Below are 26,917 nucleotides of genomic sequence, written 5' to 3'. Positions count from 1 at the left end.
CAAAGCTTTACCGCCGCTGATTCTTCCGTTTCAACTTTTTCATCTGCTGTGGCGGCCGTTTCTTCGGCGGTTTACCGACTCGGGGCGGATCAGGCGGCGGCCGATCGGCCAAAGCCTCCTCTGCGGTTCGATAGATCTTGCCGTTCGGCGCAATGACGCACTCGTTCAGTGGTCCAGGTGGACTGGACCGCCCACCTTTTTCTTGTCGTAGTGGACTGGACGGTGACATTTTTTCTTGCTGCCGGATCAGCTCGGCAATCTCGTGCCCGACGATCTCTTGCTCGCTGATCAAGTGGACTGGACTCTCTTCGTTTTTTTCGGCCTCCTCTGGGGCGACCACATTTTCGGCCAGACAGTACCGCGCGTCCCGGGCCGACTCGCCCGAGCCGCCGGCCTGCAGCTGCGCGATCTCTCCCCGCTGGAACAACCAGTCCCAGGTTGCCGCAAACTTGCCGCCGCTCATCCCCGACAGCTCGCGGATCTTCAGTTTGGTGGCGCTCCCATGTGGCAGTTGCCGCAGGGTCGCCTTCAGTTTTTCTTGCAGGCGACTGGCGACCGCTTCGGCCGCCACCTGCGCCGCCTCCTCTTCAATCGAGCCGATATCGCGCACCAGCACCTCCCACCGATTGGCCATTCGAGCGTCTGGCAAATCGGTTTCGCCCCCCGTCTCCAGAATATCGACGCCCCATTGTCCGCTCGCCCCACCGCCGCTTCCCAGCGTCAGCCACAACGCATGATGGCCTGTCCCCGGCACGAACGCCTCACGACGATTCACCAGCAACCACTGCTGCGCGGCGCCATGACAAGGCGCCTCGGCCAGATCGCCGCGGGTCAGCGGGCGGGGCGGCAGTTGCTTCCGCGTGCGGCAACAAACAATCGGCGTTGCGCCCGCCTCTAGACAAAGCTGGACCAACGCCCGCAGCTGCTCCGCTTCGCTCCGCCGTGTTGGCGCCAGCAAATCGGCCGCATCGATCAGCACCACTTCCAGCTCATACTGCAAAATCCAGTCTCGCAGGCGCGTCCCCTGGATCGAATCGCCGAGCGCCGCCGCATCGGCCAGGTTCAATCCCCAGACCAAGTTGTCGAGCGCCACCAGGTTCGCCCCTGACGCGTCGCTCCACCGCTGTGCCTGTTCGATCACCGAGTCCCGGGCGCCCAGCGCCCCGACAAACCCAACACGAAACGCCCGCTCCGCCGCGAACTCCCCCAGAAACTTGCCGCCGGTCGCCAGCGCTCCCCCCAAATCAATCGCCAGCGCCGTCTTCAAACAGCCGCTCGGCCCCAAGATCACCGCCGCCTGATGTTGCCGCAACATTCCGGAAAGCAACCAATCGGGCGCCCGCCGCTGCGAGAGTAACTCGGCCGTCGCCAAACCCTCCAGCGCCTCATTCGATTCCCGTAGGCTGGTTCGAGACCCAGCAAGCTTCACGTTTCCATCAGCAACAGCTGGGTCGCGACCCTGCCTACGACTTTCGAGACACGCCCCGTTTTCGCTCGCAGCTTCCGATAGCAGAACACCCGACATCGCAACCCCTCCCGAATCTCGCCGCCAGCGCATACCAAGAGCGCTTCGCCCCCGCAGGCGCACGAAATCACTTGCACGTCTCGCCTTCTTCCCCAGACAAAAGACGCCACCACCAACAGAACCCGCCGCATCCTAGAAGCGCCGGAAGATCGAGAATCAGCCCGCCGAAAAAGAGAAACAGAACTCGCCTGAAAGCATGTACAAATTTATACTAAACGTCGGGCGGTTTGTCAACCATATTGGGGGAGGCTGGTTGATCCGATTTTGAACCGCAGATGGTCGCCGATAAAGAGCTGGGGAGAGTCGGCTGATGCTGGTTAGGATATACGAACTCTTCAGCCCCAAGGGGGTGATCTAAATGGACGTTTGTACAGGAATTTGAAAATCGGGAACGGCCACTTCGTATGGTTTGCACGTCGTGCAGTTCCCTTAGCGCGCCCCTTCAGGGCTTGCGTTTTGTTATCAACACTCTTACCCAGGGTTACGTCGCCGGGGCGACTTCACGCTGGGCTACTTTAGCGCCGCCCCTTCGGGGCTGGGAAAAGATCGGATCGCGGTCGTAGTTTGCCGCGTCTTCAATAACATTCCCCATCAACCATCTGCGCTCATCTGCGGTTTCAACATCTTTAAAAGGCAGGTTTTCAACCACAGATTAGCGCAGATGGTCGCAGATGTAGTCGGGGGCTCACCTGATCTAGGTGGCCTTTTTCCGCCGCACTGGTCAACCTGCGCCAGACGTCTACAACCCCAGGTATGTAGACAAGAAATTCCACGAAGGCCAAGCCGATGAAGAAATTGACAATCAGTGCGCTGGGGTTCGGAGTTGTTGCGATCTTGACCGCCGTCGCCATGGCGGCGACGCGGGCGGGGTACGAGTCGGCGGAGTACAAGGTGATCGAGTCGGACGGCGCTTTTGAAATTCGCGAGTACCCAGACCTGACGCTGGCCGCGACCGAGGGGAAGACCAACGCCCAGGGGCGGAACGGCAGCTTCATGCGACTATTCCGCTACATCAGCGGCAAGAACCAGGCCCAACAGGCGATCGAAATGACGACGCCGGTCTTTATGGAAGGTGGCGCCGGCGAGTCGGCTGGCTCGATGGGTTTTGTCATGCCCAAAGAGGTCGCGGCCAAGGGCGCGCCGCAGCCGAAAGAGGAGGGCGTTACGCTAAAAGAGCGTAAAGGAGGCCGCTTCGCCGTGATTCGCTTTGCAGGGCAACTCAGCGCCAAGCTCGCCCAAGAGAAGGAAGCCGAGCTGCGCGGTTGGATGAAGAAACAGGACCTGAAGGGGGAAGAAGAATTTGAAACCGCGGGCTACGATCCTCCCTTCACACCAGCGGCGTTGCGTCGCAATGAAGTGCTGATTCGGTTGAAAGCGGCACAGCCAGAAGAAGTGACCGAGGCCCAATAACAAAACCATCTGCGACAATCTGCGAACATCTGCGAACATCTGCGGTTCAAGACTTCTAAACCACCGATGAACGCAGATGGTCGCAGATAAGAGAAGCGGCTTTGTTTTTCTATTCACGCTTCGTCGGCAAGCCCGCCTTGGTTTCCGTTAACCAGGCCTGCAGTTGCGACTTCAGTTGCTGGGCCACTTCGGGCTGAACGGCGGCCAGGTTTTTCTTTTCGCTCTCGTCTTTGGCCAGGTGATACAGTTCGATTGAGTCATCGTCGTAGTTCAAAATCAACTTGTAGTCGCCACGGCGGATGGCCGATCCCGGGCGGTTGCTGTGGTGGAAGGCGAAATGCGGGTAGTGGAAATAAAGGGCGTCGCGGGCCAGCGGCTTTCCACGCAGTAGCGGGCGAAGAGTTTCGCCATCCAGCGATTCGGCGGGGCCTAGTTTGACGCCAGCGGCGGCGAGGATCGTGGCCGTTAGATCCATGCTGATCACCGGGGTGGCGTTTTCTTCGCCGGGCGTGGCGACGCCGGGCCAGCGGATGATCAGCGGCACGCGGAGGCCTCCTTCGTACAAAAAACCTTTCCCTTCCCGCAGCGGGCGATTGTCGGTGGCGCCCAGCCAGCCGCCGTTGTCGCTGGTGAAAATGACGAGCGTGTCGTCGGTCATCTCCAACCGATCGAGCGCCTGCAGCACGCGGCCGACGGCTCGATCGGTCGCTTCGATCTGAGCGGCGTAGATCGGGTTCTTCAGGCCGGGGCCTTCCTGGCCTTCGTACGGCGGAATCAAATCGGCCGGCGCCTCAAACGGATAGTGGGGATTGTACGTCCACAGGCACAAAAAGACCGGCTGATCCTGCTTACGCTCGAGCCAGGCGATCGCCTCGTCGGCCAGGCGGTCGGTCAGGTACTCGCCCGGCTTGCGCGACGGCAGCGTTGGGATCCGATACGGATCAAAATAGGTGGGCGGCCCGCCATACCCGCAGCCGCCGAGATTGACGTCAAACCCATGCTCGGTCGGCCAATACTTGGGATCGTCCCCGAGATGCCACTTGCCAAAAAACCCGGTCGCATAGCCCGCCTTGGAGAGTCGCTCGGCCAGGGTCGTGGTGGCGTGGGCCAGTTCGTGCTCCGTCGTCGGCGGTTGAACCTTGCGATCCTGGGGCCAGAACTGCGGCACGTCGGCGCCATGCTGGGTGATCTGCAAACGGGCCGGCGCGAGCCCGGTGATCAGCGCTCCCCGCGTCGGCGAACAGACCGGCGCCGCCGCATACGCCGAGGTAAACCGAACCCCCTGCGTCGCCAACCGATCGATCTGCGGCGAGCGGAGCCGAGCGTTCCCCTGGCAATGGAGATCGTTCCAGCCCATGTCGTCGGTCATGATCAGCACGATGTTCGGCGGGTCGGCCGCCGACAGATTGGCGGTGAACAGCAAGAGCGCGAGGATCGAAATCAAAAGCGAATAGCGCATGGCGTTTCCAGCAAGAGCGTCGATACAGGCCAACATGCCGCGGGCGTTCATTATGCCGCGAGACGATTCGCCACGCCAATGTTTTTGTGGACGAAATAACGACATGCGCGGAAGTGGAAGAATTGTCTAAAGGGCGGGTTCCAGACGACATCGATCGAACGGATGCCCGAGTTGCCGAACCCTTCCCGCGAAAGAATGGTTACGGATCGCAGCCGCGTGCGGATAAGAAGTAGAGGAGCAGACCGCAAACTGCCTCCCACGTTGCCAGTTGGAAATTTCGCCCGAGTAGGATGTCACGCGTGAATATTCGCGTATCATTGTTGATCATCTTGTGCATCGCCCTGGCGACCGGCGCCGCCTGCCGCTGTTGATCGGTATTTTTAGCGGCTGGGCCTTGGCTTTCGACCTCTTGTTCTTGCTGCCGCTGGCAAGCTTCCGCTCTCCGCAGGCGACCGAGCCGGACGCGTTTACGTGGCTATTTGTCAGCCTCATCAGCGCCGCTGGCTTCGCGGTCGTGGCCGGGTTCTTAATGTTTCGATTCGATCCGACCAATTTCGCCGTGGCGATGGGCGTGAAGATGGGGGCGTATCGGGTGATCGCATACCTTTACCCCGTTTCTAGTCGGCGTCATTCCAAGCGAAAGCCCCCAAGGAACCTTGGCTCTGCCGGCCAATCGACCAGTTGGACGGCCGCCGGATCGTAGCAGTCCGTTGATTTTCTCGACGGACTGCGTGATCGCACGGATGCGATCCCAATATAGCGACGTAAGTCGTTATTTTGCGAGCCGCGAAGAGCGACGCTCTGAGCCTGGCGAGGTTGGAAAATGCCACGAGGGCATTTTTCAACAGGCAGGTAGGCGAAGTCGTACTGCGACATGATCCAGAGGGCGGACGACAATCCCATTTGCGCCGCAGCGTCACGAAACGACTCGGAATACGACAACTCGGCAATCAAGTCGACGATCGGAGTCGCCGACGCCTGGACGATGCACTCTTGGTTGTCCGGATCGTATTAGTCGACGCGATACAGGTCGCGCAAAAAGTTGGAGCCTGGGGCGACCTTCACCTGCCCCAACCAAAGCGACACGACGCCATCTTCCTCGAAGTAGACGTCTTCCATGTTTGGATTCTCCGTGTTGGCAGCTCGACGTTGGCGATGAAAAGGAGGAGAAACGTAAAGGGTCTGTTGGGCCTTCAAGACTCGATTCCCGAACTTGACGGCCGTACCTGCTGGTTCGCCGCCAATCCCCCATCGCCATCTACTCCCATTCCATCGTATCACAAACCCCGCGCGTAGCATCCGTCTGCGCAAACGCCTACAATCGACCAACACCAATTCTATTCTACTTCCGGGCAAACGAGGACGGCGATGGGCGGACAACTTAGCAAGGTCGAATGTGCGGTTTCGTTGGACGGCGAGTTTGCGCAGCTGCAACAAGTGCTGTTCGATCTGGCGGATCATGGCCGGAAGCGAAGCTATGCCGAATGGTTGACGCAGCAAGGAGATCCTCGAGGCGCCTTCCTAAATGCGGTTTTGGATGATTGGGACGCAGGGCAAGAGACGCTGGCCGATGGCGAGATCGCACCCGTTTGGCAAGACGTTTGCGGCGTGACGCTACTGCAGAAGTTGCGGGCCGGCAAGCTGGACGATCTAGCGGCTGGGTGTTGGCAGCGGAGCGCGATCACGGATGGTTGAGCTGTGCAACAAAATATGCGGCGCAAGAAAATCTCGCAAATCCCAGCGGGGCGCCGCTTGTCGCAGATAGGACAAAGGTATCCGTCCGGCCAACCGCACTATCAACGCATTCCGCGGCGGCTTCGCGCTAGTTTGAATTAATCGTCGTCTTGCTGGCGCAGTTGCTGAATCCGCCAGACGTGCTCTGGGTGCGCTTTGAGCCATTGGTCCGGCAGAAGTTGGTCGAGAGTTTCGTTGGTCGGGCTTTCGCCTAGCTTTGGCAGTTGCTCGAAGACGTCGCGCAGGTAGGCCCACGGTTCGACTTGGTTTCGCTTGCAGGTTTGCACTAAGCTCATTAAGACCGCGGCTCTTTCTCCGCCAGTTTTACCGGCGACGAAGAGCCAGTTCTTGCGGCCGATCGCGCAGGGGCGCATCGCCCGCTCGGCGGCGTTGTTGTCGATTTTTTGTTCGCCCGACTCACAGTAGCGCTGCAAGGCCGTCCACTGGTTGTGCGTGTAGGTCGCAGCCTGCCCGATCGGGCTTTTCGGCAGCAGCTTCTCCCGCTCGGCGTTGAGCCACGTTTTGAATTCTTGCAGGATCGGCAATGACCGTTCCTTGCGCGCAGCATGTCGTTCTTCGTCGCTCGCGGTAACCGTCCAGCCAACCACAACTTCCCCTCCATGATAGCCTGACGTCATCACGGCGTTTCATGGTTCAGTGGGAGAATTGGCATGGCGAAGGGGCCGCGGCGGGATGTTTTGAAGGAGCGGCGGTGGCGGGAGATAATTTCTGGTCTGGCCTGCAGTGGGCTTTCAGTACGGGCCTGGTGCTTGCAGCAGGGCGTTTCCGAGGCTTCTTACTATGCTTGGAAGCGGGAGTTGGCTCGGCGAGATGAGGAAGCGGGCGAGGCTTCGCCGCGGTTTGTGGAAGTGGTGGTTGGCGATGCGCGGAGTTCAACCGACTTGATGACGATGGGCGAACCGCTACGGATTCACTTCGAGGACGTTCGTGTCGAAGTACCGCCCAGCCGTCCCCATCACGAATTTGACCCTCGTCCCCTTTGATTCCTCCCAAGCGCGGGGAACGAAAAGGATCTCCCGGTTCTCGCGTTTGAGGTTGCCACACATGCACAGGGGCTCTGACTCCGCCGCGTCCGACCGGTTCTCGCCTACTTGCGAACCGGCCGATTTCGCCTTCTCGCTGTCCAGACAGGATCGGCACGCGAAACTAGGTCGATGTCGGAGCTCAATGGCTGGCCTGCGTTTCCCTTGACTGCGGACGCTCAAGACGGGACCGTTACCGGCGGTCGACGGGGAGATTGCATTTTCCAAATGTTCCTAAGACGGATGATTCGCCGCAAGCAGTTGCTCACCCCAAACTTGTCAGACGCCTAGATCTTTGCCAGCGCGTTCCAACCAACCAACAACGCAGGCCAGATATTCCGTTCCATAATGTTCGACGAACTTCTTCGTTCGCTGGTGCTTCGTATCGCGCAGCTCAGCAAGACGGTCACGAACAAACATCGGCGTCAATGCGATACCGCAGCGAACGGTGATGCAGTCGCGCCATTGCTCATAGGTATGCGGGATCGTTGGATCGTCACTCATCAGGTCACCAGTCGCGAGAAGTCGTCAAGATTGTCCGCAATTTCCTTTGCCAGCGCGATCCAGTCTGCGGCAAATTGGTCCGCCGGAACGCACATCCGCTTTCCATTGTCCCACGCAGTAAGCGCCGCCTGGCGGTACGCTAGTCCCAAACGCTGGATCACGGTCGTTTCGTATTCGCCGAACCAGCGGATTACCTCGACCGTCAACGCGGCGCAGCAGCGATGGTTCGCCTTGTTGGGCTTCTGCAGCTTGGGCAAATCGGTATTGGACCACAGAGGCTTGTCGAGTTTCGCTTGCGGCGCATAACGAACGGAGAACTGTTTTTCTCGGGCGAGGAAGACGCCTCCAAATTCGGGATTTCCGTAGTAAACGCCAAATCCGCGCAGCACGATCTTACGACCGCCTCCAAGCGATTGCTGGTAGATGCTCGGAGTCCCGTCTCGGCAATCGCTTGGAGGCGACAACCGCTCGAAACCGGAAGCCAGCAGCCAGTTCCCTACGGGGCGAAGAACGTCTCGTCCCCAGCACCAACATTGTTGATCCAGCAAAGTGGAGGCACGCTTCCGCAGCTTCGTGATCTCGCTTCTTTCCAGCGAAAGCGAATTGTTAGTCTTGCTCGCCAAACGTCGAGGCGCCCGTGCAACAGGGTTGACTAAATTCACGCTCACAAAATCCACCCCGCCGCCCAGGCCAAAAAGAGTGTAAACGCGATGGCAAACAGCGCTTGACGTCCAAGCAACAGAAGCGTGCATCGCCAGTCGGTTTCTCGCGCAATCGTCAGCGCTGTGACCAAACATGGCAACAAGACGCCGGCCAGGTAAACGGCAGTCAGGGTTTGCGCCGGCGTCATCGGCGCCATTTCTCCGTGGTCGCTGGCCAGCAGAAGAATGCCGTCTTTGCGAATCGAGGCGAGCACCACCGGCAACGCCGCGTCGGCCGGCAAACCAAAACTCGCCATCACTGGACCGAGCCCGCGAGAAGCGAAATCAAGAATCCCCCAATTCGCCAAGAGAGATGCGAGCACGCAAATCCCTACGAAAATTGGCATCGCTTGGACGAAAAATTGTCGCAGCGTCGAGTAAGCTTCTCGCCAAAGGGCCTTCGCAGTCGGCCATTGCGTGAACGGACGGCGGGGAGTCATCAAAATATTCAATGCGTCACGGCCTGACGGGCTGGAGGCCAATCGCAAGTAGATCAGCGTGGTCAAACCAAGATAAAATAGGTACCCAAAGCAAAGCGTCAAGGGACTGCCGCCGCTACGAATCGCGGCCGCGGAGAGTACCGCCCAAGTCGCTGGCAGTTGATAGCTGCAAGCGGCGCCAAATGCGATCCCGGCGATTGCTGTATTGCGCGAACACCCAGAGCAAGCTCGCGTACTGATGACCGCAGGGACGTTACAGCCAAACCCCATCAAGATTCTTACGACGTCGCGCCCGCTTAGCCCGACATAACGGACCCAAGGATGGAGGGCGATATTCATCCGTTCGACCAGGCCGCTCGCCTTATAGGCGCCAAGGATCAGGGAAAACAGCACCACCGTCGGCATCGCCCAGACCAACAGGAACGGTCCCATATCGAGTAAGCCATATCCCAAACCATCCGACTTGTTTGTGAGGAGAAGTCGCAACCAGGCGGGCCAAGTCGCCTCGATCGTCGCGATCAACGGTTCCAGCCATCCTTCCACGATCGGATGCAGGACGTTCGCCAATTCGTTGGCGCCAAAGATCGTCGCCAGTGCCGGCAGCACCAACAGCACGATCGCCAAGAGCGGTCCCCAAGTCCGATGCTCCAGGATTCCTGGCCGCGGTTCAATCCTCCAACCTGCCCGATATTTTAGCCGGCTCGCCGAAAAAACGGACGCAGCCTGTAACATATCCGTAATGCGATGCGTTCCCACATCATTCAATCGACGACCATCCACCGCCAGAAATGGAACGCCTACTTCGGCTGAGAACTTTTCGAGCGCTTCCATCGCCGCTTCGCCTGGCTGGACTTTGTCCCAGAACGAGACGACCACCGCTCCCTGTTTACCGGCGACGAGGGGAAGGAGTTCCGCCAGATCTTCGTCGATCTGGGTCGCTTGAATGATCAAGAGCACCTTCTCATGCTCGTCGAGCGCGGCGAGCGCCAGTTTCGTCGTTTCCGTATCGGACTGCCGAAAGATGCCAGGCGTGTCCCAATAGACGACGTCCTCGGAGACGTATCCTTCGACGGCGACGGTCGAACCGCGAAAATTCGCGTCATCTGCCGAGACTCCCGCCAACGCGGAGGCCAGCGTCGTCTTGCCGACGCTCTCCTTGCCTACGATGAGTACTGCCTGCCGTTGTTGGCCAATTGCGGAGCTAATCATCAAACTTCGACTCCCCGCGAACCGCTAGCAAACGCACTCTTCGCCGCAACAAGATAGATCGTCAAGATACATGCCCCATTGGCGATACTTTTCCAACTCTTCCGCCGGCACGCCAAGTCGATCCGCGATCGTTTTGACCACGACGGCGAATCGTTGGCGAAACTTGTAGATGAAACAAAAAACGTGGTTGTCGTGGCGAACCATCGGGCCCGCCAGAAATAGTCCCGGCGTGATCCTCGATTCGTCCTGTTCATTTAAGAGAGGAAACCCGTCTTCTTCCCGCGACTCAAACAACTCGGAGACCAACTGGACGCTACCGCGAAAGCCGGTCGCCAAAATCGGCCGCGCCGGAGACACGAACTCGTCGCCAGAAACGCACAGCACCCGATACTCGGCACCAAGCTTTCGCACTTCGCAAACATCGGCGCCCCTTGCTAGTTTTACCCGCTCGCCAACTTGTTTTTGCCGCAATCGCTGCAAGGTATAGGTCGATAAGCTGGAGCTAGGATCGCTCTCCTCACGGCGCCAAGGTGGAGTTTCCGCCCGATCCAGAACTACGACATTTCTGCCGGCCCTTGCCAACTGAATCGCCGCATCCATACCACTCTCGTAGCCGCCGATGACGAGATGATCGCAATCTGGCAAGTCGCTCCACGACTCTACGAGTGAGTTGTGCAGACAATGCTCGCTGCCCGGAAATGGACGATCTTGCGGATATTGGAATTCTCCCGCCGCCCAAATGACGAATCGCGCCGTCAATGCGCCGTGGATGGTCTCGACCTCAAAACCATCTCCGTCAAATTCAACGCTTAAAACGTCCGTTCCGGAGCGAACTGGCAGCTCAAAATGAGCGGCGACGCTTTGCAAGAACGCGGCGTATTGCAGGCCAGTTGGATGTTCCGTCTCAAGGCTGAACGCCGGAGACGTGCCGATTGCGATCGAATTCAGGTCGAGCATGCCAATTGAATTCGTCGGAAACGAGGGAGTAATAAGCCGCATCTGCCGCGGCCATTTGGCGAAGGAGGCTCCGACCTCGTGGCGATCAACAATCAGGAAGTTCTTAATTCCCGCGTGCATCAACGCGACGCCGATACCAATCCCCGCCGGGCCAGCGCCCACCACGATCACATCCAATTTGTTCTCACGAAGTGGAGAACCCGCGTCGGAAATCACAAGCAATGACCTTTAGGAGTACAGCGGACGGCGCCACAACATACAGGCTCAGGTGGAAACTACGGCCCGCCCGAGAGGCTCGCGACGTCCAAGCCATCACGCGACAAGTCATGCCCCAGGGCCAGACGGAGATAGGCGGAATTCCAGTGACGTCGCTGTAACTCTTCATTCAATCGCCGCTGGATCGCATCGCATTTGTCAGGAAAAACGCGGCAAAGCTCACGAGCAAGCGCTTCCAATTCGTCGCAGATGGCGCCGGTTGGGATCTCGATGACAAGGACGGCGTGCCCGGCAAGTCGCTCTCTCCAAATCGCATCATCTGGGAGAACTTCGTCCGACTGATAGAGATAGACCCGACAATCACGCAGCCGAGCCGACCTTTGATTAACGACTTGATACGACGGCAATTTGCCGCTCTGCCCCCATTGAGCAACGTCGTCCGCGCTCAAGAGAATCTTGCGGCGCACATCGCTTTCAAGCAGACAGGCGACGCAATCGGCCAGGTAGGGATGACTAACGCCAACCGTGCAGTTCGATGGCTGGTCGCTTTGAGCGGTTGCCACGGAGTAGCCGCCCAGCGGCACAATGCAGAAAACCAGCAAGAAGACGCCGTATCGAATCACGCGTTTCTCCCTATGGGCTATATGCGTTTCAAAAGGGGACCACACGCTTGCAGCCGCATGCGCCACTTAAAACACTATAGTCACCTGCATACGTTTTGCAAGTCTTGTCGCGTGCATTTCCGCACGATTGCAGAAATCGCTACCGTCAGCGATCACGCTGACTTTGGCTGGTCTGCTGGCGGAGCCATCACAGAAACTCCTGGAGCCGAACAGGCCGTTGATTTTCTCGACGGACTGAGTGACCGCACGGATGCGACCCCAAGATAACGACGTAAGTCGTTATCTTGCGAGCCGCGAAGAGCGATGCTCTGAGCCTGGCGAGGTTGGAAAATGCCACGAGGGCATTTTTCAACAGGCAGCTAGAGCCTCTATTCAGCAAAGTATTGAATCGTGGACGGGAAGTCAAAAGAATAGCTTGATCGTAATTGCCTGAACTTCTTTCGTTGCTGACCCCGTCACATGACCAGTTTGAAGAGCACTGTCGCAGACGACAGTGGCGCCCAAGAGTAAGAAGATTCAGCAGCGCCACCCGGCCGAGACGAAGACGTCAATCTGCTCCTCCTCGACGCTCAACTGAACCCGATCAACCGACCAGGGGGACTTCAAACCAAGAATGTGCTGATAAGGTTCGATGTCTTGCACGGCAGTTTTCCTTCTCGGAGAATTCTAGCAAACCCATGAAGAAGCCGGATGGACCTAAATTTCAAACATAAAGCGAACTTTCGAGAGAATGGCTCAGCCTCGCATCCGGAAACTTGGTGACAAGACTGAGCCATTTTTCAGTGCGTTTAATACCCGGATCACTGACCGAAATCGGGATCGAGAGTCGTGTCGAACGGCAGTTCGTCCAGATGCTCGATGTACTCCAACGGGTCAAACGGAAGGTCTTTCAAATTCACATTCGGTTTTGACAGCGCTTTGACCTCTGGAGTCGCATTTTCGATGCCCGTCCAGGGGACACCGTGACGTTCCGGCAGGTCTGGGTATTTCTTCTTCCATAACTCATGCCGAATCCGCATTCGATTGAACGGCGACTTCAAGTGAATCATATTCACGAGCATTGGCGTTTTCTCCCGTGGATCAGCGGGCAAGAAGTAGAAGCCAGCCGGGATTCCGCTTGCTTCGCCGACTGGATCAGAAGAAATCCAGTGCCGTTTGTAGTTTCCTTTGACGCTCGCGCCTAGGTTTGGACCAGCATAAATGAAGACATAGTCCCGACGGCTATGGGTATCTCCGTTAAGAAATAGCGATGCTTGATCGAGACCATCAATCACGCGATCAGTAGGTGAGGTGGTGCCCGAAATGGAGGCGCGTCCGGGGCTTATAATGGCCGGTTCAGGAGACCGCCAGGATGAGCGCAAAAGCGAAGCGGAAACAGCCCCCGTCACGACGTCGCTTCACCGATGAATTCAAACGCGATGCGGTGCAGATGCTGCTGGACGGCCATTCGGCCGATTCGGTCGTCCAGCGGCTTGGCCTGTCAAGCACGAATTTACTCTACCGCTGGAAACGCGAGCAGTTGCGAGGCAGCGGCCCGGTCGCCGCTTCGCTGGAAAGCCGCGTGAAGGAATTGGAACTGGAGCTGAAACGTGTCGAGCGTGAGCGAGACGTGTTAAAAAAAGCGTTAGCTATTTTCAGCCGGAGCGATTGAGCGATCGGATCGCCGCGGCGGAACAGATCGTCGCCGAGAAGGTGGCGAGCGTACGCGAGGTTTGCGACTGCCTGGCGATTGGTCGCGCCGATTTTTACAAGCGGCGAAGCTTGCCCATTGCGACCAAGCGTCAGGCGACCGCCAACCTGACGCCGCTGGTGATCGACATTTTTTGGCGACATCGCAGACGCTATGGCACGCGAAGAATCGTCGACGAACTGAAGGATCTCGGCATTCCCGCGGCGCGTCGCACCGTGGCGAATATTCTGAAAAACCAGGGCTTAAAAGCGATTCAACCGAAATCATTCCAGCCGCGCACCACCGACAGTCGCCATTGTTTGGGCTACAGCCCGAACCTGTTGCTGGAAGAGTTTGTGCTGCGTGAAATAAATCAGCTGTGGGTCGCCGACATCACCTACGTGCCGCTCGCCGAAAAGCGTTTCGCTTACCTGGCGATGGTGATGGATCGTTTCTCGCGGCGATTAATCGGTTGGCGTTTTGAACTGTCGATGACGGAGGACTTGGTGATCGGAGCGTTAAGAGATGCGATCCGAATGCGGCGGCCGCCGCCTGACTTGATTCACCATAGCGATCGAGGAGGCCAGTACGCAGGGAAGCGGTTCCGATCGCTGCTGCGCCGCGCGTCGATTCGGCAAAGCATGAGCCGGGCCGCCGACTGCTACGACAACGCATTCATGGAATCTTGCTTCGGAACGATCAAGACGGAACTGGAAATGACCGAATACGAGGATGTGGGCGTTGGGGCGCGCGAGTTGGGAGAGTACTTTCGCTACTACAACTGCGACCGAAAGCACTCCAGCCTCGGCTACCAAACGCCAGTGCAATTCGAGAACAATCAGCCGTGCCGAAAATAAGCCCTCGGCGCGCCTTCATTTCGGGCACCACCTCACCTTTCTTTGCGTTACGTTCGATGAATTCGAGTGTCCGCTTCTGAGCTTCTGGATCGATTTTAAGATAATTTTCATGAGAGTTGTTCCCCCATTGTCGCGTGGCTCCTCCCTTGGTTCCTTCTGCAATCTGCACCCAACCTTTGACGATGAATGTTTCGTCGAGCTTATAGGGATCTTCGGGAAGCATGTCTTCGTACAAACCAATCGACGCATTTGCTCCCTCGGCAACTCTAGTGTTTAGAGACAAAATTTGGTTGTAACCAGTAAAGAATGCCTCATCAAAACCCTGATTGTGGGGATAACTTTCTTCGATGTCCCCGAGGTGCCATTTCCCGTGAAATGCCGTTGCATATCCTGCTTCCGAAAGCAACTCGGCAATAGTTACCTCAGTTCCACGCAAACCGTGTGATTCACGAAGCATGCCAATGTTGAACATCGAATTTCGCACGGGGTGCCTACCGGTCATGATGGCCGACCGGCTTGGCGTGCAGCCAACTTCGGTATACATCCGCGAGAACAGGATTCCCTCACGGGCCATACGATTCAGATGCGGGGTATTCAGACCACGAACTTTTTGAATCGCAGGAATGCCGACATCTCCATAGGCGGTGTCGTCCCACATAATGTGAACAATATTCGGCGGTGTACCGTGCTTCTGCCGCAGTTCCTTCAGGCGTGCGGCGATCCCCTTATCCTCAGCTTCCCACTTTTTTCCGTTCTGTGCTTCAAGAATGTAATACTCCGCATCGTGAACGATTTTCGATTGTGCAAGTACCTGTCCAGCAAGCATCATGCCTGCAATTAGGGACAGGCAAAGTGTCAAAGGTTTCATTGTTGTCTCCTTGGGACCATGACCTGATTCTAAACCTTCACGGTAACGCTTGACTTCGCTTCCGAAACTTGCTTTCCACGGACTTTTTACTGTTTTGGTTGCTCCGGCTCGGAACAAGATCGTACAATCACACATGCGGAGCCGAAGTTTACAAGTTTAGAAAAAAATGAAGTCTGAAGTGCGTACCGCTGGGAGGTGAACTCCTCCAGCTATTGTTTGTATACAGGGCGTATTGTGGATGACATCAAAAACACGCAAGTTTCAAGTTGCAAAATGCAAAAGTTGCCAGGAGCCAGCCCGTTCGTTGTGCCCAAGCAGTCATTTCAGGACTTCGAAGATCTCCGGGAGACGATCAAGCATTGGAATTTGGACTTTCGTCAACTTGAGGCTGGTCGATTTCGTGGCGAAATTCTCCAAGTCAATTCCGAAGATGTCTGCTATGTGAATGCGCGATTCCGGCAGAAGCTACACCAGCAGGGAGCGGCTCCTGAAGAGTATTTTACCGTCGCTATACCAGGCACATCGTGTCAGCGTCTACGTTGGCATGGGTACGATGTCAGTGCTTCTGATATCATGATTTTTCCGAGTGATGGGGAACTGAACTCCGCTTCAGACGAGAACTTTCATGTCTATACCGTTTCGCTTTCGGAAGAGAAGTTTCAGGAAGCGTTCGCGATTCAGGACGCTTCTGCGGGCCGTGTTCAGTTTTCAGGACCAAGGGTTATCCGTTGTCGAGCAGATTCCGTTCGGCAACTACTTCGGCTGTTGCACAAGATTTCAGTCACGCATCCGCCTACGTCAACAGAAGAGAACGCTGACCTGAGAATGGAGTTGTTGTCTCAGACTCTTCCAATGCTGTTAACCCGCGTGATCACGGAGGCAACCAACGGCGAAGCTCCCCGGCTCAGTGCCAAGCGACGTGCGCTCGTGTCTAAGGCAATTGCGCTCATTCAACAAAGTTCGCATTTCCCAATCACGGTTGAAGATATCTGCGAACGTACAGGCGTCAGTATGCGGACATTGCAGTACGCCTTTCGCCAGTGTTTGAACGTCACTCCGAAGTGCTATATCCAGGCCTATCGATTGCAACGCGTTAAAGCGGAGTTGGCGTGTCATCGACACTCACCTCTGCTGGTCTCAGATGTTGCCAATAAGTGGGGATTCTGGCATATGGGCGACTTCGCCAGGATCTACCAGAGATTCTTTCTGGAGAAACCATCGGAAACGCGGCGATTCTTTTCATCTTGATAGCAGCTCAGCTTCGGTGTCACGGCGATCGCACCATAAATCACGTCCCCAGCAACACTTCCAGCAGATAGGCGTCGTTCCGCCCCGCTTTTAGCCGCTTGTTCTTCACGCCCACCTTGGCCGTTTTGTTGTTCTTCAAGAGGCTCAGGCTCGTTCTTCTCAGCAGGCTGAAGTTAACGTCGGCGTGTCCTTTGCGGATGCGGCTTTGGTCTTCGCCGAACGTTACGTCGAGTTGCCAGTGGAGCGAATTCTCGATACTCCAGTGACCACGCACCGCTTCGGCGAAACGCTTGCCGGTGAGATATTTGCTGACGATATAGTAACGCACGTCGCTTGTCTCTTTCCCGTTTTGCGTCACGATGTTGATCGTCATGCCGATCGCTTTCAACTTCTTCCACTTGCTGGCGTACGGAAAATCATCCGCATCGATCGGGCAGAGATAATAGTAGCGCGACTCTTCGCGGCCATGCCCTTTCTCGTGCGTTTCGTGACGATGAACTTTCAGCTTCTTGAAGTCGACTTCCATCGCGGCGACGAAGTGATCGCGAATCGCTTGATGCAGATAACGCTGATTTCCTTTGATCGCCAGGCAATAATCGCCGCCTGCGTCGACGATCTTGGCGGCGATCTCTTTCTGACAACCCATCGCGTCGATCGTCACCAAACAGCCGGAAACCTCGATGATTTCGAGCAATTTCGGAATCGCCGTGATCTCGTTACTCTTGGCGTCGGTCGCTACCTGACCCAGGCTCACATGATTAGCGGTCGCCCAGGCGCTGACCATGTGAATGGCCGCCTTGCTGCTGGCGGCGTCGAAACTGCGCCGCAACGTCTTGCCGTCGATCGCGATGATTTGTCCGTCGGTAATGTCCTGCAGCGCCGTGATCCAACTCAGCAAACACTTCTCCAACTCGGCCGGCTTGAGCGCGCCNAGAATCGCGTTGAATCGATCGTGCGAAGGGACGCCGCTGCTCATGTCGAGAAACTTCGAAAGCCACTCCTTCTTATCCTCCGCCCAATCGGCGATGGCGACAAAATCGTCCGCCCCGCCGAGCACCGCGCAGAGCGACATCGTGACGATGTTGACCAGCGGATAAGTCACCTTCCGCGTGCGCGGATCGGTCAGGTCGGCAAAGTGCTGTTGAATCGAAGCGGCCGAAGAAGAAGACATGCGGAAGACCTCCCTGCAAAGCGAACGCCTGGCGGCGAAACGAATGTCGCGAAATCGCCAAGACGTACTTGCCGGATTATTGCAGACTGCCCATCGTGGCGCAATCGCCGTGTGAAGATGGGTGTCAGGATAATGGAAAGATGGGAAAATCAACAGGCTGCTAACGATTCGAGATTTTGACGGAAAACGCCATGTAGTTGTAGATAAGTTTTTTATTGAGGGTCTTGAATTCTTTCAGGGTAGGTAGATATGAAAAGTATTTCTTGGAGTGAGTTCAGGACCCGACTGATCGACGAAAACGGCTTAACACTCTCCAGCGTTGACCAGTTCAGCCAGGAGATCGGTGCGACTTCGCCGTCCGATTGGCTGCGAGTGCCCGATTGGGAAGGCTTGGACGATGCTGAATTACTCAAGCTATTCAAGAATGTCCCGGACAGCGAATTAGTCGTGATTGGTGAGGTTTGCTATGCTCACAACCATGATCCCATGCTTGTGGACAATTCGTACTCATTAGAACAATTTGCTTCAGAATACTTCAAAGAATTCGGCGAATCATTATTCAACGGAGATGTGTTCATTTTCAGCTTTGCGGCAAACTATGTTGGCATATTCCATCACGAGGGACTTTGTTACGAAGGGGAACTAAATTTGCCTTGTTGAAAACCAACCTTCACTTTTCTTTCTTCCTTTTCTTTCTCGAAGTTCGGCCAACTCCAAACGGTCGTTTTGAAGCCTTCGACACATTGCAAAAGAAATCAGCGCCTTCAGGCAAGACGTTTGGCAATCCTGGCGAAGAAAAGGTGTCAGGACTGAATGGCACGAGCTTAAGCCGTTGCCCCACGATGCGGTAACGGGCGAAAGGCGCCATCGCAAGATCTTGCGACAGCATTGGAGAGCGTCTGCAACTTAGCGAGAGGATTTGAAAAAGACGGCGGAGCTTCGCTGAATTGGTGGTGTAACAATCGCCGTTTCAGGAGGCCCCGCCGTGTCCGATCAGTTTAACGCTTCGCCCCACGAATCACAAAGCAAGTTCCATAACGTTTCGATCTTCGTCAGCGAGCTGCTGATGCCCAGCGGCGTCGTCGCCGCGATCTGTCAAGAGATCGGCTTCTTGTTTCGTCAGCGCGCTTATTCGCCGATGGTCGTCATCTGGATGTTCGTGATGCAGACGCTGTCGGCCGATCATAGTTGTCAGCAAGTTGTGACTCGGCTCAACGCCTGGCGAATGGCGCAGGGACTGCCGCGCTGCTGAATTTTCTTACTCTTGGGTGGCACTGTCGTCTGCGACAGTGCTCTTCGAACTGGTCATGTGACGGGGTCAGCAACGAAAGAAGTTCAGGCGACTGCGATCAAGCTATTCTCTTGACTTCCCGTCCACAATTCAATACTTTGCTGAATAGAGGCTCTAGACGCAAGCCACTGTCGCAGACGACAGTGGCGCCCCAAACAAAGATGAGCTACCAGCGCCACCCGGCCGATTAGAGAAATCAAAGCGGCCGGGCATCTTCCCCCACCGGATCTCCCTCCTGATCTTCTTTCTCCGCCGCCCGCTTCCAGCGGTTCGCCAGCGCCCCACAAATCATCAACTGCAACGGGTGATAGATCATGATCGGCAATAGGATCAGGCCCAGGCCGGGGTCACCGCCGAACATTAGTTGGGCCATCGGTACGCCGGTCGCCATTGATTTTTTGGAGCCGCAGAAGATCGTCGCGATGCGGTCTTCGCGGGAGAACTGCAGCCAGTCGCAGATCTTGCCGACTGCAAACAGCAGGATGTAAAAAAGCATGATCGCCAGGACAAAGCTGGCGACGACGGCGATCAGGCCATGTTTGGTCCAGACGCCAAACTTCATCGAGTCGCAGAACGACGTGTAGACCAGCAGCAGAACCGTGCTGCGGTCGACCACGCCGACCCACTTTTTATTCTTGGCGGCCCAACCGGCCAGCCACCGCCGGGCGACTTGCCCAGCGATCAGCGGCAACACCAGCCAGACGACCAGGCTCAGCACCACGTCTTGCAGCGGAAAGGCGATCGCTTCTCCTTCGCTGACCAGCTTCATCCATAGGGGCGTCAGCACGATGCCAAGGATGCTGGAAAGCGTGGCGTTGAACACGGCCGCCGGCACGTTGCCCCCGGCCGCCGCGGTCAGCGCGACGGACGACGAAACGGTGGAGGGAAGGGCACAGAGGTAAAACAGACCGATCCGCAAATCTTCCGGCAGCCAACCATGGGTCAGCGGCAATAACAGCAGCCCCAAGAGCGGAAAGATGACAAAGACGCTCCCTTGCACCACCAGGTGCAGCTTCCAGTTCATGGCGCCTTGCTTCATGGCGGCGAACGAGAGGGAGACGCCATGCAGAAAGAAGATGAGCGCGACGCCGGCCTTGGTTAACAGTTCGGGATGAAGCCAGCCCCCTTCGGCGCCAGGCGTCGGAAAAAGCCACGCCAGCGCGATGGCGACGAACATCCCGGTCAAAAACCAGTCGAATTTGAACTTCATAGGGGCAGCGACAAACATGTTCGGCCAGCGGAGCGCAACCAGGGACAGCCGGACATTCTAACGTAGTCCTGTTTTTCTGCAGCATGCTGAGAGCCCATCTCCGCAGGGAAAATCTCTGCTCGTGGGAGGGAATCGCGTCGAACATTTTGGCCAACCGCCTGAAGATGCTGACCGAGCAGGGCTACCTGACCCGCGAGCAAGACCCGACCGACCGCCGCCAAACGATCTACACGCTGACCGAGCAAGGCGAGTCGCTGAAAAAGTTGGTCGCCGTCGTCGCCCGCTGGGGAGAGAAGCACTTTCCCAATACGACGCGCGATCCGGCCGAGGTGATCCGGCGGAAGGGGAAGGGGGCGTAAGCGTGTGGCGTGACGCGATTTGTGTCGCTCGACTTCCGTAGAAAAGAATTGTCGCCGCCGGCAACCGTCTAGCGTCGACTTCCCTGGTCACCTACAAAAGAAACGAACTCGATATCCCAGCGGTTGCCTGGAATTATGAGAGCGCCAAGCGAAAAAATCGGTTTCGGCCGTAGATCGATCTAAACAGCCCCAGGACAATCTGAGGATCCAAGAACCATGAGCGCCGCCGCCACAGAATATGACGTCGTTCGCCGAGCCGAGTTATCTCGCGGGGGGAGCAGCCAGGCGATTTTGCACATGGTAGGCCGAGAACTCGATCGCCGTTCGATCTCCGGCGGCTTTCTGCTGGACGTCGGTTGCGGGACCGGAGCGCTGGGCCAAGTCGTCGGCGACAAGTTCGACCGGTATGCTGGCGCCGATGTCGTGCGTCACGAAGGTTTTCCGACGGATGCCCAGTTCCACTTGGTCGACGTCGACCAAGGGGGCGTTCCGCTGCCGGACGAATCGGTCGATGTCGTCGCGTCGGTCGAAACGGTCGAACATGTCGAGAACCCGCGGCAACTGATGCGCGAACTGGTTCGCCTGGCGAAGCCCGGCGGCTGGATCGTCGTCACAACTCCCAACCAACTGAGCCTGCTCAGCAAGATGACCCTGCTATTGCGAAATGAGTTCAACGCATTTCGCGCCGGCTCTTATCCGGCCCACATCACCGCACTCTTGGAAGTCGACTTGCGCCGGATGGCGACCGAGTTAAAGCTAACCGACATCGAAATCGCCTTCACCCACAACGGCCGAATTGTAGGGACCGCCTGGCATTATCCTCAGGCGATCTCGCGGCTGTTTCCGCGGGCGATGTCGGACAATATCTTGCTGATGGCTCGCAAACCGACAAGCAACGAAGTGGTAGGTCAGGCCTCGGACTGACGCGATGTTCGAGTTGATTTTCCCAAGCAATATCATTCGGCGGGGCGTCGTTCGGCCAAGGCCTGACCTACACTTGCTCATTTCGCCCTAGCGAACTCCATTCACCGCCCGCGAGCGGATGCCGATGACCGCAATCGAGTCGAATCCCACGAAGTCGAGCGACGCTACCGATCCACGCCGCCCCAGTATTGCCAAAACTCGTGATTGGCGTTCGGACTTGCTTAAGGGAATTTCGATTGTCGGCGTCGTCAGCATTCACGCTGGTATGCCAGCGGCAAACGTACTTCGCTTTTGCGTTCCGGTATTTGTGGCGATCTGGGCCTACTACTACGAACTTGGTTTGGCTCGCCGATCGGAGGCCTCGCGATACGTTGGCTCGCGATTTCTCCAACTGCTGATTCCCTATGCATTCTGGACCAGCATCTACCTGCTGCTTTTCCACTCGTTTTCGGAATGGCGAACCACGCCAATCTACACGATCGTCGGCGGCTGGCTCGGCGGCTTCGGCTGGGCAGGGCAGTATTTTTTTATAGTTCTTTTTCAACTAACCTGGCTTTTCCCAGCGATTCGCCGCTTGGTGACTCCCACAACGCTGGGGATCGTGTTGATCGCAGGTGCCCTGGGAAATGCGGCGACCAACTATTGGCTATTTGAGAATCGTCTTGTCGTGGCCGTTCACGACCGATTATTCATCTACTGGTTGCCCTACGTCTTCCTGGGCACTTCGCTAGCGCGAGGCTATCCGCGACGCCTGCCTGCGCTCTTGATCGTCACGGCACTAGCGATTCTGGCGACCCCTTGGGAGTATGCCAAACTGCTGGCGACGAATCATCCCTTTTCGCCTTACCTACTGATGACGGTATCGATCAGTTCCTTCACGCTGCTCATTGCCGCAGGCGCCCGTTCGCCCGACACAAACGCTACAGCAGGCGATCCAGAACCAAGACTCGCTTCGCCGATTTGCTATCTTGGCCGCAACAGCATGCCGATTTACGTGGGGCACCTGTTGGTCCTTACCCTGTTGTCGTACGTCGTTGCGACGCCAGAAGGCTTAGCTCTTTCCATCGTTTATCGCGCAGCGCTGATCGGCATCGCGATTGCCGGAAGCGTCTGGATTGGATGGCTGCTACGGAAGGTCGGCCTGAGCATTCTTGTCGGGAAGTAGTCGCAGGCGTGGCCTCGGCCTGACGCGATGTTCGAGTTGATTCCCCGAATGCAGAATCCCCCGGCAGGTCATCGTCAGACCAAAGGCCTGACCTACATTCAACCTCGTTCGTCAATTCAACTTACCAAGCCATTCCTTCAGTTCCGCCGCATCTTGGACCAGAAACACGCTTCCCTAGACGCTCACAAAGATTGCCGACGCGTCTTGCTCATAAACAAGAAACTGAATCGGATCCTTTCCGGACTGCATATGAACAATGCAGACCAGCTTGCCGCCGATTAGTTTTCCACCATTGGTTTCTTCGATACTCCGTAAGCTGCGAATAAACTGGGCCGCCTCTTCGTTCGTCAAATCGGCATGGTCGCCACCGGACTTTTCGATTCCGGCGTTAAAAAGCTTGGCGCCTTCTAACAGCAGCACATGATCTTTGTTGATCGGCGCTCGCTGCTCGCACATGCATCCGCCGAGTACGCAGACGAGGATCAACGTGCAGTAAAGTTGAAAGGAAAAATCAGAGCACATTCATGGCCGCATGACGTTGCACAAAAAAAGCCGCCCCCATCGGGACGGCTTTCTATTTTCCTCAGCAGTGCGCTACCGCACAACTACTTCAGCAACTTACCCAGTTCGCTATCCAATTGGCTGACGTGGATGTTGCGGCTGATCACTTTTCCATCGGCGCCGACCAAAAACATCGTCGGCAGGGTCAGCACGCCCAGGTCGGTCGCCAGCGGGCTGTCGAGGCCGCCATCTTCGTAGATTTGCGGCCAGGTTAGACGAGCCTGGGCCATGTACTTGGTCAGCTCCGACTTGTCCGAGTCGAGGCTCACGCCGATCAGCTCAAAGCCTTTGCGACCATACTTGGCTTGCAGCTGACGCAAGACCAGCTGGTCTTGCTTGCACGGTTCGCACCAGGTCGCCCAGAAGTGCACCAGCACGACGCGGCCTTTCAGCGCCGCCAGGTTGACCTGCTTGCCGCCGAGCGTTTTGCCGGCGACTTGGATCGTTTTGCCGACCGAGTTCAAGCGGCGGAGCGAGCCGTCCGCCTTGCGAGCGATCGGCGTGCCGGGGAAGTCGTCATGGATCTGCGCGTACCAGGCTTTCGCCTTGTCTTCTTCGCCCGCGAATTCGTTAGCGATCGCCAATTGCAACATCGCCTCGGCGGCGTCGTCGCTCTTGGGATACGCTTTGACGAACCCTTCCAGGCTTTCGAGCCAACCATCTTGCACCTTGGTGAAGTTGGCGTTGGGATCTTGCAGCTGCGACGTGTAGTCAGCGCTCATCCGGCGGAATTCGACATACGATGCGACAGCGCTGCCCGGCTCCGCTTTGGCGGTCGCCTTCGATAGGGCGATCAGCTTGGTCATGCCATCGGGATATTCGCCCGTCTGCACGCCGGCGCTGATAACGTCGGCCATCTGGCGAACCCAGTTATCGCGCGATTCCCCTTCGCCGCTGGCGGCGGCCAGTTCTTCCATCAGCGCGACCCGCTTCTTGGTCAGGTCTTGGCGAGCGGCGGCGGTGGTGGCCATCGCCTGCTTTTCGTCGAGTCCTTCCAGTTCATCCAGCAACTTCTGCATTTCGGCGTTGACGGCCGGACGCCCCGGGGCGCCTTCCATGTCAGGCCGACGAGCAGCGAACGACGCTTGGAAGAAGAACCCTTGCGAGGCATTCTCGGCCAGCGCGGCGGTCCGCGGAGCGGCGATCACCTTCCACGAGTTGCCAAGTTTGACGAGCGTGCCGATGTCGATCTGGCTATGCTCGCCGGCCGTTTCGACCACTGCAGCGACGTTCTCATAGACCAACAGGTCCATCGTGGCGCCGTCGGCGCCGGCCGGAACGATGCCAGGCCGAGTCGCGCCGAAGTGAACCCACTTGGTCCCTTTCTTCACCGCGGTCTGGGCGCCGGCCCATTTGTTGAAGTCGTTGGCGGCGGCGTTGAGCGAGCCCAGCAGTTCGGCCGCTTTCTCTTTGCCGAGGCCCAGCTCTTTCGCTTCGGCGTCGGTCAGCAGCAGGGCCTGAAAGCGTTTGACGTCTTTGTCGCGGATGGCGGCGACGATTTCAGCCGAGACTTCTTCCGGAGAGATGATCTCCCAGCGGTCGATCACGCCATCTTCGTTATTGTCAAAACCCCAGCGAGATCCGCCGGTCGCCAGCCAACGATATTGATCGGCTTTGCTGTTGAAGTCGGTGTCGAGATCGCGGTAGACCTCGATGCCGTTGTTGTAGTAGGCCCACATGTCGACTTTGTTGTCGCCGTTGGAGTCGACGAACTGCCGCATCTTTTCGCCCGCCGGACCGTAGACGACCCAGCCGGTGGCGCCGTTGATCTTTTCGGCCCGGATGGAGCACTTCGGAATCTCGTCGGCGGTGGGAACTTCGTATTCAACATCTTGCAACGGCGTCAGCTGCAGGGCTTGTTCGACGGTGGGGGTCGCCCCTAGCAGCGTCCCAGTCGTAGCGGCGGCCAGGGCGGCGGCCAACGAAAGGGTGGCGTAAGGCTTGGATATCGCCATGGTTCTTCGCGTCCTTGCTTTCCGAGTAACACATCTAGTGACAGCATCAGGGATTATTCACATTTCCCATTTCGCTTCATCCTCAATTTTCGACGAATTTGGGGGTTCAGGGCGAACCAAACCCGATTTTTTCGCCTCCTTTTTTGCAGCTAAACCCCTGAACTACAGGGGTTTTACCTCGTTTTCGCCGCATCCAGGGGCATAATTTCCGCAGCGGGGGGGCCTAAGCCCGTTTGACAAGAACCGAGCGCCGCCTAGAATAACGAATTCCTGTTACGGCAATGCCGTCGACAAGGGCACATAGCTCAGTTGGTTAGAGCGCGTCGCTGATAACGACGAGGTCCCAAGTTCGAATCTTGGTGTGCCCACTTTCGAGACCTGAAAGGCAATTTCCTAGGAAGTCGCCGGCCAGGGCCGAAACGGAGTAAGGACCGAATATGGGCCGTAGCTCAAGGGGCCGTAGCTCAACTGGGAGAGCGCCTGCTTTGCACGCAGGAGGTTGCCCGTTCGATCCGGGTCGGCTCCACTGCTTTTTGCGGAACGGATTCCAGGCGAAACACGTCGTTGAACGTGCTAAATGAGGCCTCGAAAGCAAGTTTCCAAAAAATCGCAGCCAGCCCCTTTACTTCGATTTTGGTTTCGATATATTTGGACGCTTCCCACACGGGACCGAGACTGACCAAGGAGAGTTCAGTCAGCAGGATTCGAGAGAATCGAGCCTGAATTCTCCTCGCTCAGTAACGAGCGACTGGCCCAACGGGCCAACAAGATCTTTGACAATTTGGCAAATGAAGTAGATGGCATTCATCACGTTTGCGAACGTGGTTTGCGGTCAGCTTGACGGGCTTTGCGAGAGCAGGGTCGTTTGGTTGGTTTGCGGCTGCTAGGCAAACGTGAGAATTATAGAGAATGCAAAAGTAACCGGGTCCCCAGTTCTACAAGCTGGGGATCACTTAAGGTGAAATTCTCGAGCGAAAAATATCGTTAAAACGGATCGGATATCTAATTGGCGTCGCCGCCGCGAGGCGTCGGCGTACCAGTAGGTCCGGTAGCTAAAGCGAATATTTACGGCGGAAAGCTTTGAATATTTGTGGTCAAGCTATTAAGGGCGTATGGGGGATGTCTTGGTATCAGAAGGCGATGAAGGGCGTGGAAGACTGCGATAAGCCTGGGGGAGTTGTCAAACGAACGTTGATCCCGGGATTCCTGAATGACTTGCACTGAATACATAGGTGTAAGTGGCTAACCCAGAGAACTGAAACATCTCAGTACCTGGAGGAAGAGAAAGAAAACTCGATTTCGTCAGTAGCGGCGAGCGAAAGCGAAATAGCCCAAACCGTGGGGATTTTCCCCACGGGGTTGTAGGGTCTCTCACATGGGAGTTACAAAGCGAACAACTAGTTGAACGACATGGAAAGGTCGGCCACAGACGGTGACAGCCCGGTAAACGAAAGGTGATTCGCCTCCCGAGAGATACCTGAGTAGGTTCAGGCACGTGAAACCTGGACTGAATCCACGGGGACCATCCCGTAAGGCTAAATACTCTCTGATAACCGATAGTGAACTCAGTATGGCGACTGAAAGATGAGAAGAACCCCTGCTAGGGGAGGTATGTGAACCTGAAACCATACGCTTACAAGCGGTCGGAGCCCGATTATTGGGTGACGGCGTGCCTTTTGCATAATGATCCGGCGAGTTACGGTCTGCGGCAGGTTAAAGTCTTCCGGACTGAAGCCAGAGGGAAACCGAGTCTGAATAGGGCGTTAGTCGTAGGCTGTAGACGCGAAACCAAGTGATCTACCCATGAGCAGGTTGAAG

Annotated in this window: 25 protein-coding genes, 2 tRNA genes, 1 rRNA gene and 2 pseudogenes; 15 read left to right on the top strand and 15 right to left on the bottom strand. The window is 56.8% G+C overall.

The features are described from left to right. Positions 1-7: 7 nt before the first annotated feature. The gene (locus tag Enr8_RS07550; protein WP_186767501.1) at positions 8-1,372 is read right to left on the bottom strand and encodes an AAA family ATPase; all 1,365 of its coding nucleotides are present in this window, start codon (positions 1,370-1,372) and stop codon (positions 8-10) included. 939 nt (positions 1,373-2,311) lie between these two features. On the opposite strand from Enr8_RS07550, the gene Enr8_RS07545 reads away from it, so the two are divergent. Continuing rightward, entirely contained in the window at positions 2,312-2,935 is a 624-nt protein-coding gene (locus tag Enr8_RS07545; RefSeq protein ID WP_146430075.1) for an SOUL family heme-binding protein, read from the top strand. A gap of 109 nt (positions 2,936-3,044) precedes the next feature. On the opposite strand, the gene Enr8_RS07540 is transcribed toward Enr8_RS07545, so the two are convergent. Then, positions 3,045-4,394 carry a sulfatase gene (locus Enr8_RS07540; RefSeq protein WP_146430074.1) on the bottom strand — a complete coding sequence of 450 codons (1,350 nt, stop codon included), beginning with the start codon at positions 4,392-4,394 and terminating at the stop codon, positions 3,045-3,047. Positions 4,395-4,725: 331 nt separating this feature from the next. Between Enr8_RS07540 and Enr8_RS07535 the strand changes: the two genes are divergently transcribed. Further along, positions 4,726-5,097, top strand: coding sequence for a hypothetical protein (locus tag Enr8_RS07535; protein ID WP_146430072.1), 372 nt, complete (start codon positions 4,726-4,728; stop codon positions 5,095-5,097). Positions 5,098-5,762: 665 nt separating this feature from the next. Continuing rightward, the gene (locus Enr8_RS07530) at positions 5,763-6,089 is read left to right on the top strand and encodes a hypothetical protein (protein WP_146430070.1); all 327 of its coding nucleotides are present in this window, start codon (positions 5,763-5,765) and stop codon (positions 6,087-6,089) included. Positions 6,090-6,226: 137 nt separating this feature from the next. Here Enr8_RS07530 and Enr8_RS07525 read toward each other — a convergent pair. After that, positions 6,227-6,715: pseudogene (locus Enr8_RS07525) on the bottom strand (IS66 family transposase); the annotation flags it as partial. Between the two features lie 84 nt (positions 6,716-6,799). Between Enr8_RS07525 and tnpA the strand changes: the two are divergent. Further along, positions 6,800-7,132: an IS66 family insertion sequence element accessory protein TnpA gene (gene tnpA / locus Enr8_RS07520; protein WP_146430068.1), complete on the top strand. Its 333-nt coding sequence runs from the start codon at positions 6,800-6,802 to the stop codon at positions 7,130-7,132. Between the two features lie 318 nt (positions 7,133-7,450). On the opposite strand, the gene Enr8_RS07515 is transcribed toward tnpA, so the two are convergent. The 7 genes from Enr8_RS07515 to Enr8_RS07490 form a co-directional block, all read right to left on the bottom strand. Then, a complete protein-coding gene (locus tag Enr8_RS07515; protein WP_146430066.1) occupies positions 7,451-7,675 on the bottom strand; it encodes a hypothetical protein in 225 nt (74 codons plus the stop codon). Next, a complete protein-coding gene (locus Enr8_RS07510; protein WP_146430064.1) occupies positions 7,675-8,064 on the bottom strand; it encodes a hypothetical protein in 390 nt (129 codons plus the stop codon). Before Enr8_RS07510 ends, Enr8_RS07515 begins: the two co-directional genes overlap by 1 nt. 275 nt (positions 8,065-8,339) lie before the next feature. Continuing rightward, complete coding sequence (locus Enr8_RS07505) at positions 8,340-10,025, bottom strand: nucleoside recognition domain-containing protein (protein ID WP_146430062.1); 1,686 nt, start codon at positions 10,023-10,025, stop codon at positions 8,340-8,342. A gap of 24 nt (positions 10,026-10,049) precedes the next feature. After that, a complete protein-coding gene (locus Enr8_RS07500; protein WP_246119991.1) occupies positions 10,050-11,198 on the bottom strand; it encodes an NAD(P)/FAD-dependent oxidoreductase in 1,149 nt (382 codons plus the stop codon). A gap of 59 nt (positions 11,199-11,257) precedes the next feature. After that, on the bottom strand, positions 11,258-11,821 hold the full coding sequence (locus Enr8_RS07495) for a hypothetical protein (RefSeq protein ID WP_146430059.1): 564 nt from the start codon (positions 11,819-11,821) through the stop codon (positions 11,258-11,260). Between the two features lie 516 nt (positions 11,822-12,337). Continuing rightward, positions 12,338-12,463, bottom strand: a complete 126-nt coding sequence (locus Enr8_RS26395; protein ID WP_261342427.1) for a hypothetical protein — start codon at positions 12,461-12,463, stop codon at positions 12,338-12,340. Between the two features lie 158 nt (positions 12,464-12,621). Beyond that, on the bottom strand, positions 12,622-13,095 hold the full coding sequence (locus tag Enr8_RS07490; protein WP_146430057.1) for a hypothetical protein: 474 nt from the start codon (positions 13,093-13,095) through the stop codon (positions 12,622-12,624). Positions 13,096-13,172: 77 nt separating this feature from the next. Between Enr8_RS07490 and Enr8_RS07485 the strand changes: the two genes are divergently transcribed. Both Enr8_RS07485 and Enr8_RS26045 read left to right on the top strand, forming a co-directional pair. Further along, positions 13,173-13,472: a transposase gene (locus tag Enr8_RS07485; RefSeq protein WP_246119990.1), complete on the top strand. Its 300-nt coding sequence runs from the start codon at positions 13,173-13,175 to the stop codon at positions 13,470-13,472. Then, a complete protein-coding gene (locus Enr8_RS26045) occupies positions 13,469-14,347 on the top strand; it encodes an IS3 family transposase (RefSeq protein ID WP_146430055.1) in 879 nt (292 codons plus the stop codon). Before Enr8_RS07485 ends, Enr8_RS26045 begins: the two co-directional genes overlap by 4 nt. 301 nt (positions 14,348-14,648) lie before the next feature. Here Enr8_RS26045 and Enr8_RS26040 read toward each other — a convergent pair. After that, positions 14,649-15,173 (bottom strand): annotated as a pseudogene (locus Enr8_RS26040) (sulfatase-like hydrolase/transferase); the annotation flags it as partial. A gap of 315 nt (positions 15,174-15,488) precedes the next feature. On the opposite strand from Enr8_RS26040, the gene Enr8_RS07470 reads away from it, so the two are divergent. Continuing rightward, a complete protein-coding gene (locus Enr8_RS07470; RefSeq protein ID WP_222434812.1) occupies positions 15,489-16,463 on the top strand; it encodes a helix-turn-helix domain-containing protein in 975 nt (324 codons plus the stop codon). A 40-nt stretch (positions 16,464-16,503) separates the two neighbouring features. On the opposite strand, the gene Enr8_RS07465 is transcribed toward Enr8_RS07470, so the two are convergent. After that, on the bottom strand, positions 16,504-17,634 hold the full coding sequence (locus Enr8_RS07465; protein ID WP_146430048.1) for an ISAs1 family transposase: 1,131 nt from the start codon (positions 17,632-17,634) through the stop codon (positions 16,504-16,506). A gap of 249 nt (positions 17,635-17,883) precedes the next feature. Between Enr8_RS07465 and Enr8_RS07460 the strand changes: the two genes are divergently transcribed. Together Enr8_RS07460 and Enr8_RS07450 are read left to right on the top strand one after the other, a co-directional pair. Beyond that, the gene (locus Enr8_RS07460) at positions 17,884-18,294 is read left to right on the top strand and encodes a hypothetical protein (RefSeq protein ID WP_146430046.1); all 411 of its coding nucleotides are present in this window, start codon (positions 17,884-17,886) and stop codon (positions 18,292-18,294) included. Between the two features lie 325 nt (positions 18,295-18,619). Further along, entirely contained in the window at positions 18,620-18,886 is a 267-nt protein-coding gene (locus Enr8_RS07450; protein ID WP_246119989.1) for a hypothetical protein, read from the top strand. A gap of 235 nt (positions 18,887-19,121) precedes the next feature. On the opposite strand, the gene Enr8_RS07445 is transcribed toward Enr8_RS07450, so the two are convergent. Continuing rightward, complete coding sequence (locus tag Enr8_RS07445) at positions 19,122-20,135, bottom strand: bile acid:sodium symporter family protein (protein ID WP_146430043.1); 1,014 nt, start codon at positions 20,133-20,135, stop codon at positions 19,122-19,124. A gap of 68 nt (positions 20,136-20,203) precedes the next feature. Between Enr8_RS07445 and Enr8_RS07440 the strand changes: the two genes are divergently transcribed. From Enr8_RS07440 to Enr8_RS07430, 3 genes are all read left to right on the top strand, one after another. Further along, positions 20,204-20,494, top strand: a complete 291-nt coding sequence (locus Enr8_RS07440; RefSeq protein WP_261342436.1) for a winged helix-turn-helix transcriptional regulator — start codon at positions 20,204-20,206, stop codon at positions 20,492-20,494. A gap of 216 nt (positions 20,495-20,710) precedes the next feature. After that, a complete protein-coding gene (locus tag Enr8_RS07435) occupies positions 20,711-21,418 on the top strand; it encodes a class I SAM-dependent methyltransferase (protein ID WP_222434811.1) in 708 nt (235 codons plus the stop codon). 124 nt (positions 21,419-21,542) lie between these two features. Further along, on the top strand, positions 21,543-22,583 hold the full coding sequence (locus Enr8_RS07430; protein ID WP_186767499.1) for an acyltransferase: 1,041 nt from the start codon (positions 21,543-21,545) through the stop codon (positions 22,581-22,583). 174 nt (positions 22,584-22,757) lie between these two features. Here the strand turns inward: Enr8_RS07430 and Enr8_RS07425 are convergent, their stop codons facing one another. Together Enr8_RS07425 and Enr8_RS07420 are read right to left on the bottom strand one after the other, a co-directional pair. Further along, complete coding sequence (locus tag Enr8_RS07425) at positions 22,758-23,105, bottom strand: hypothetical protein (RefSeq protein ID WP_146430037.1); 348 nt, start codon at positions 23,103-23,105, stop codon at positions 22,758-22,760. Positions 23,106-23,188: 83 nt separating this feature from the next. Next, entirely contained in the window at positions 23,189-25,099 is a 1,911-nt protein-coding gene (locus Enr8_RS07420; RefSeq protein WP_246119988.1) for a redoxin family protein, read from the bottom strand. Positions 25,100-25,393: 294 nt separating this feature from the next. Between Enr8_RS07420 and Enr8_RS07415 the strand changes: the two genes are divergently transcribed. From Enr8_RS07415 to Enr8_RS07405, 3 genes are all read left to right on the top strand, one after another. Beyond that, a tRNA-Ile gene (locus tag Enr8_RS07415) sits at positions 25,394-25,467 on the top strand. An 85-nt stretch (positions 25,468-25,552) separates the two neighbouring features. Continuing rightward, positions 25,553-25,625: transfer RNA gene (locus tag Enr8_RS07410), tRNA-Ala, on the top strand. Positions 25,626-26,191: 566 nt separating this feature from the next. After that, positions 26,192-26,917: ribosomal RNA gene (locus tag Enr8_RS07405) — 23S ribosomal RNA — on the top strand; the annotation flags it as partial.

The sequence above is a fragment of the Blastopirellula retiformator genome, from assembly GCF_007859755.1.
GTDB lineage: Bacteria > Planctomycetota > Planctomycetia > Pirellulales > Pirellulaceae > Blastopirellula > Blastopirellula retiformator.
Note: the sequence above shows the minus strand (reverse complement) of the source record. Positions and strands in the feature narration are given on the sequence as shown.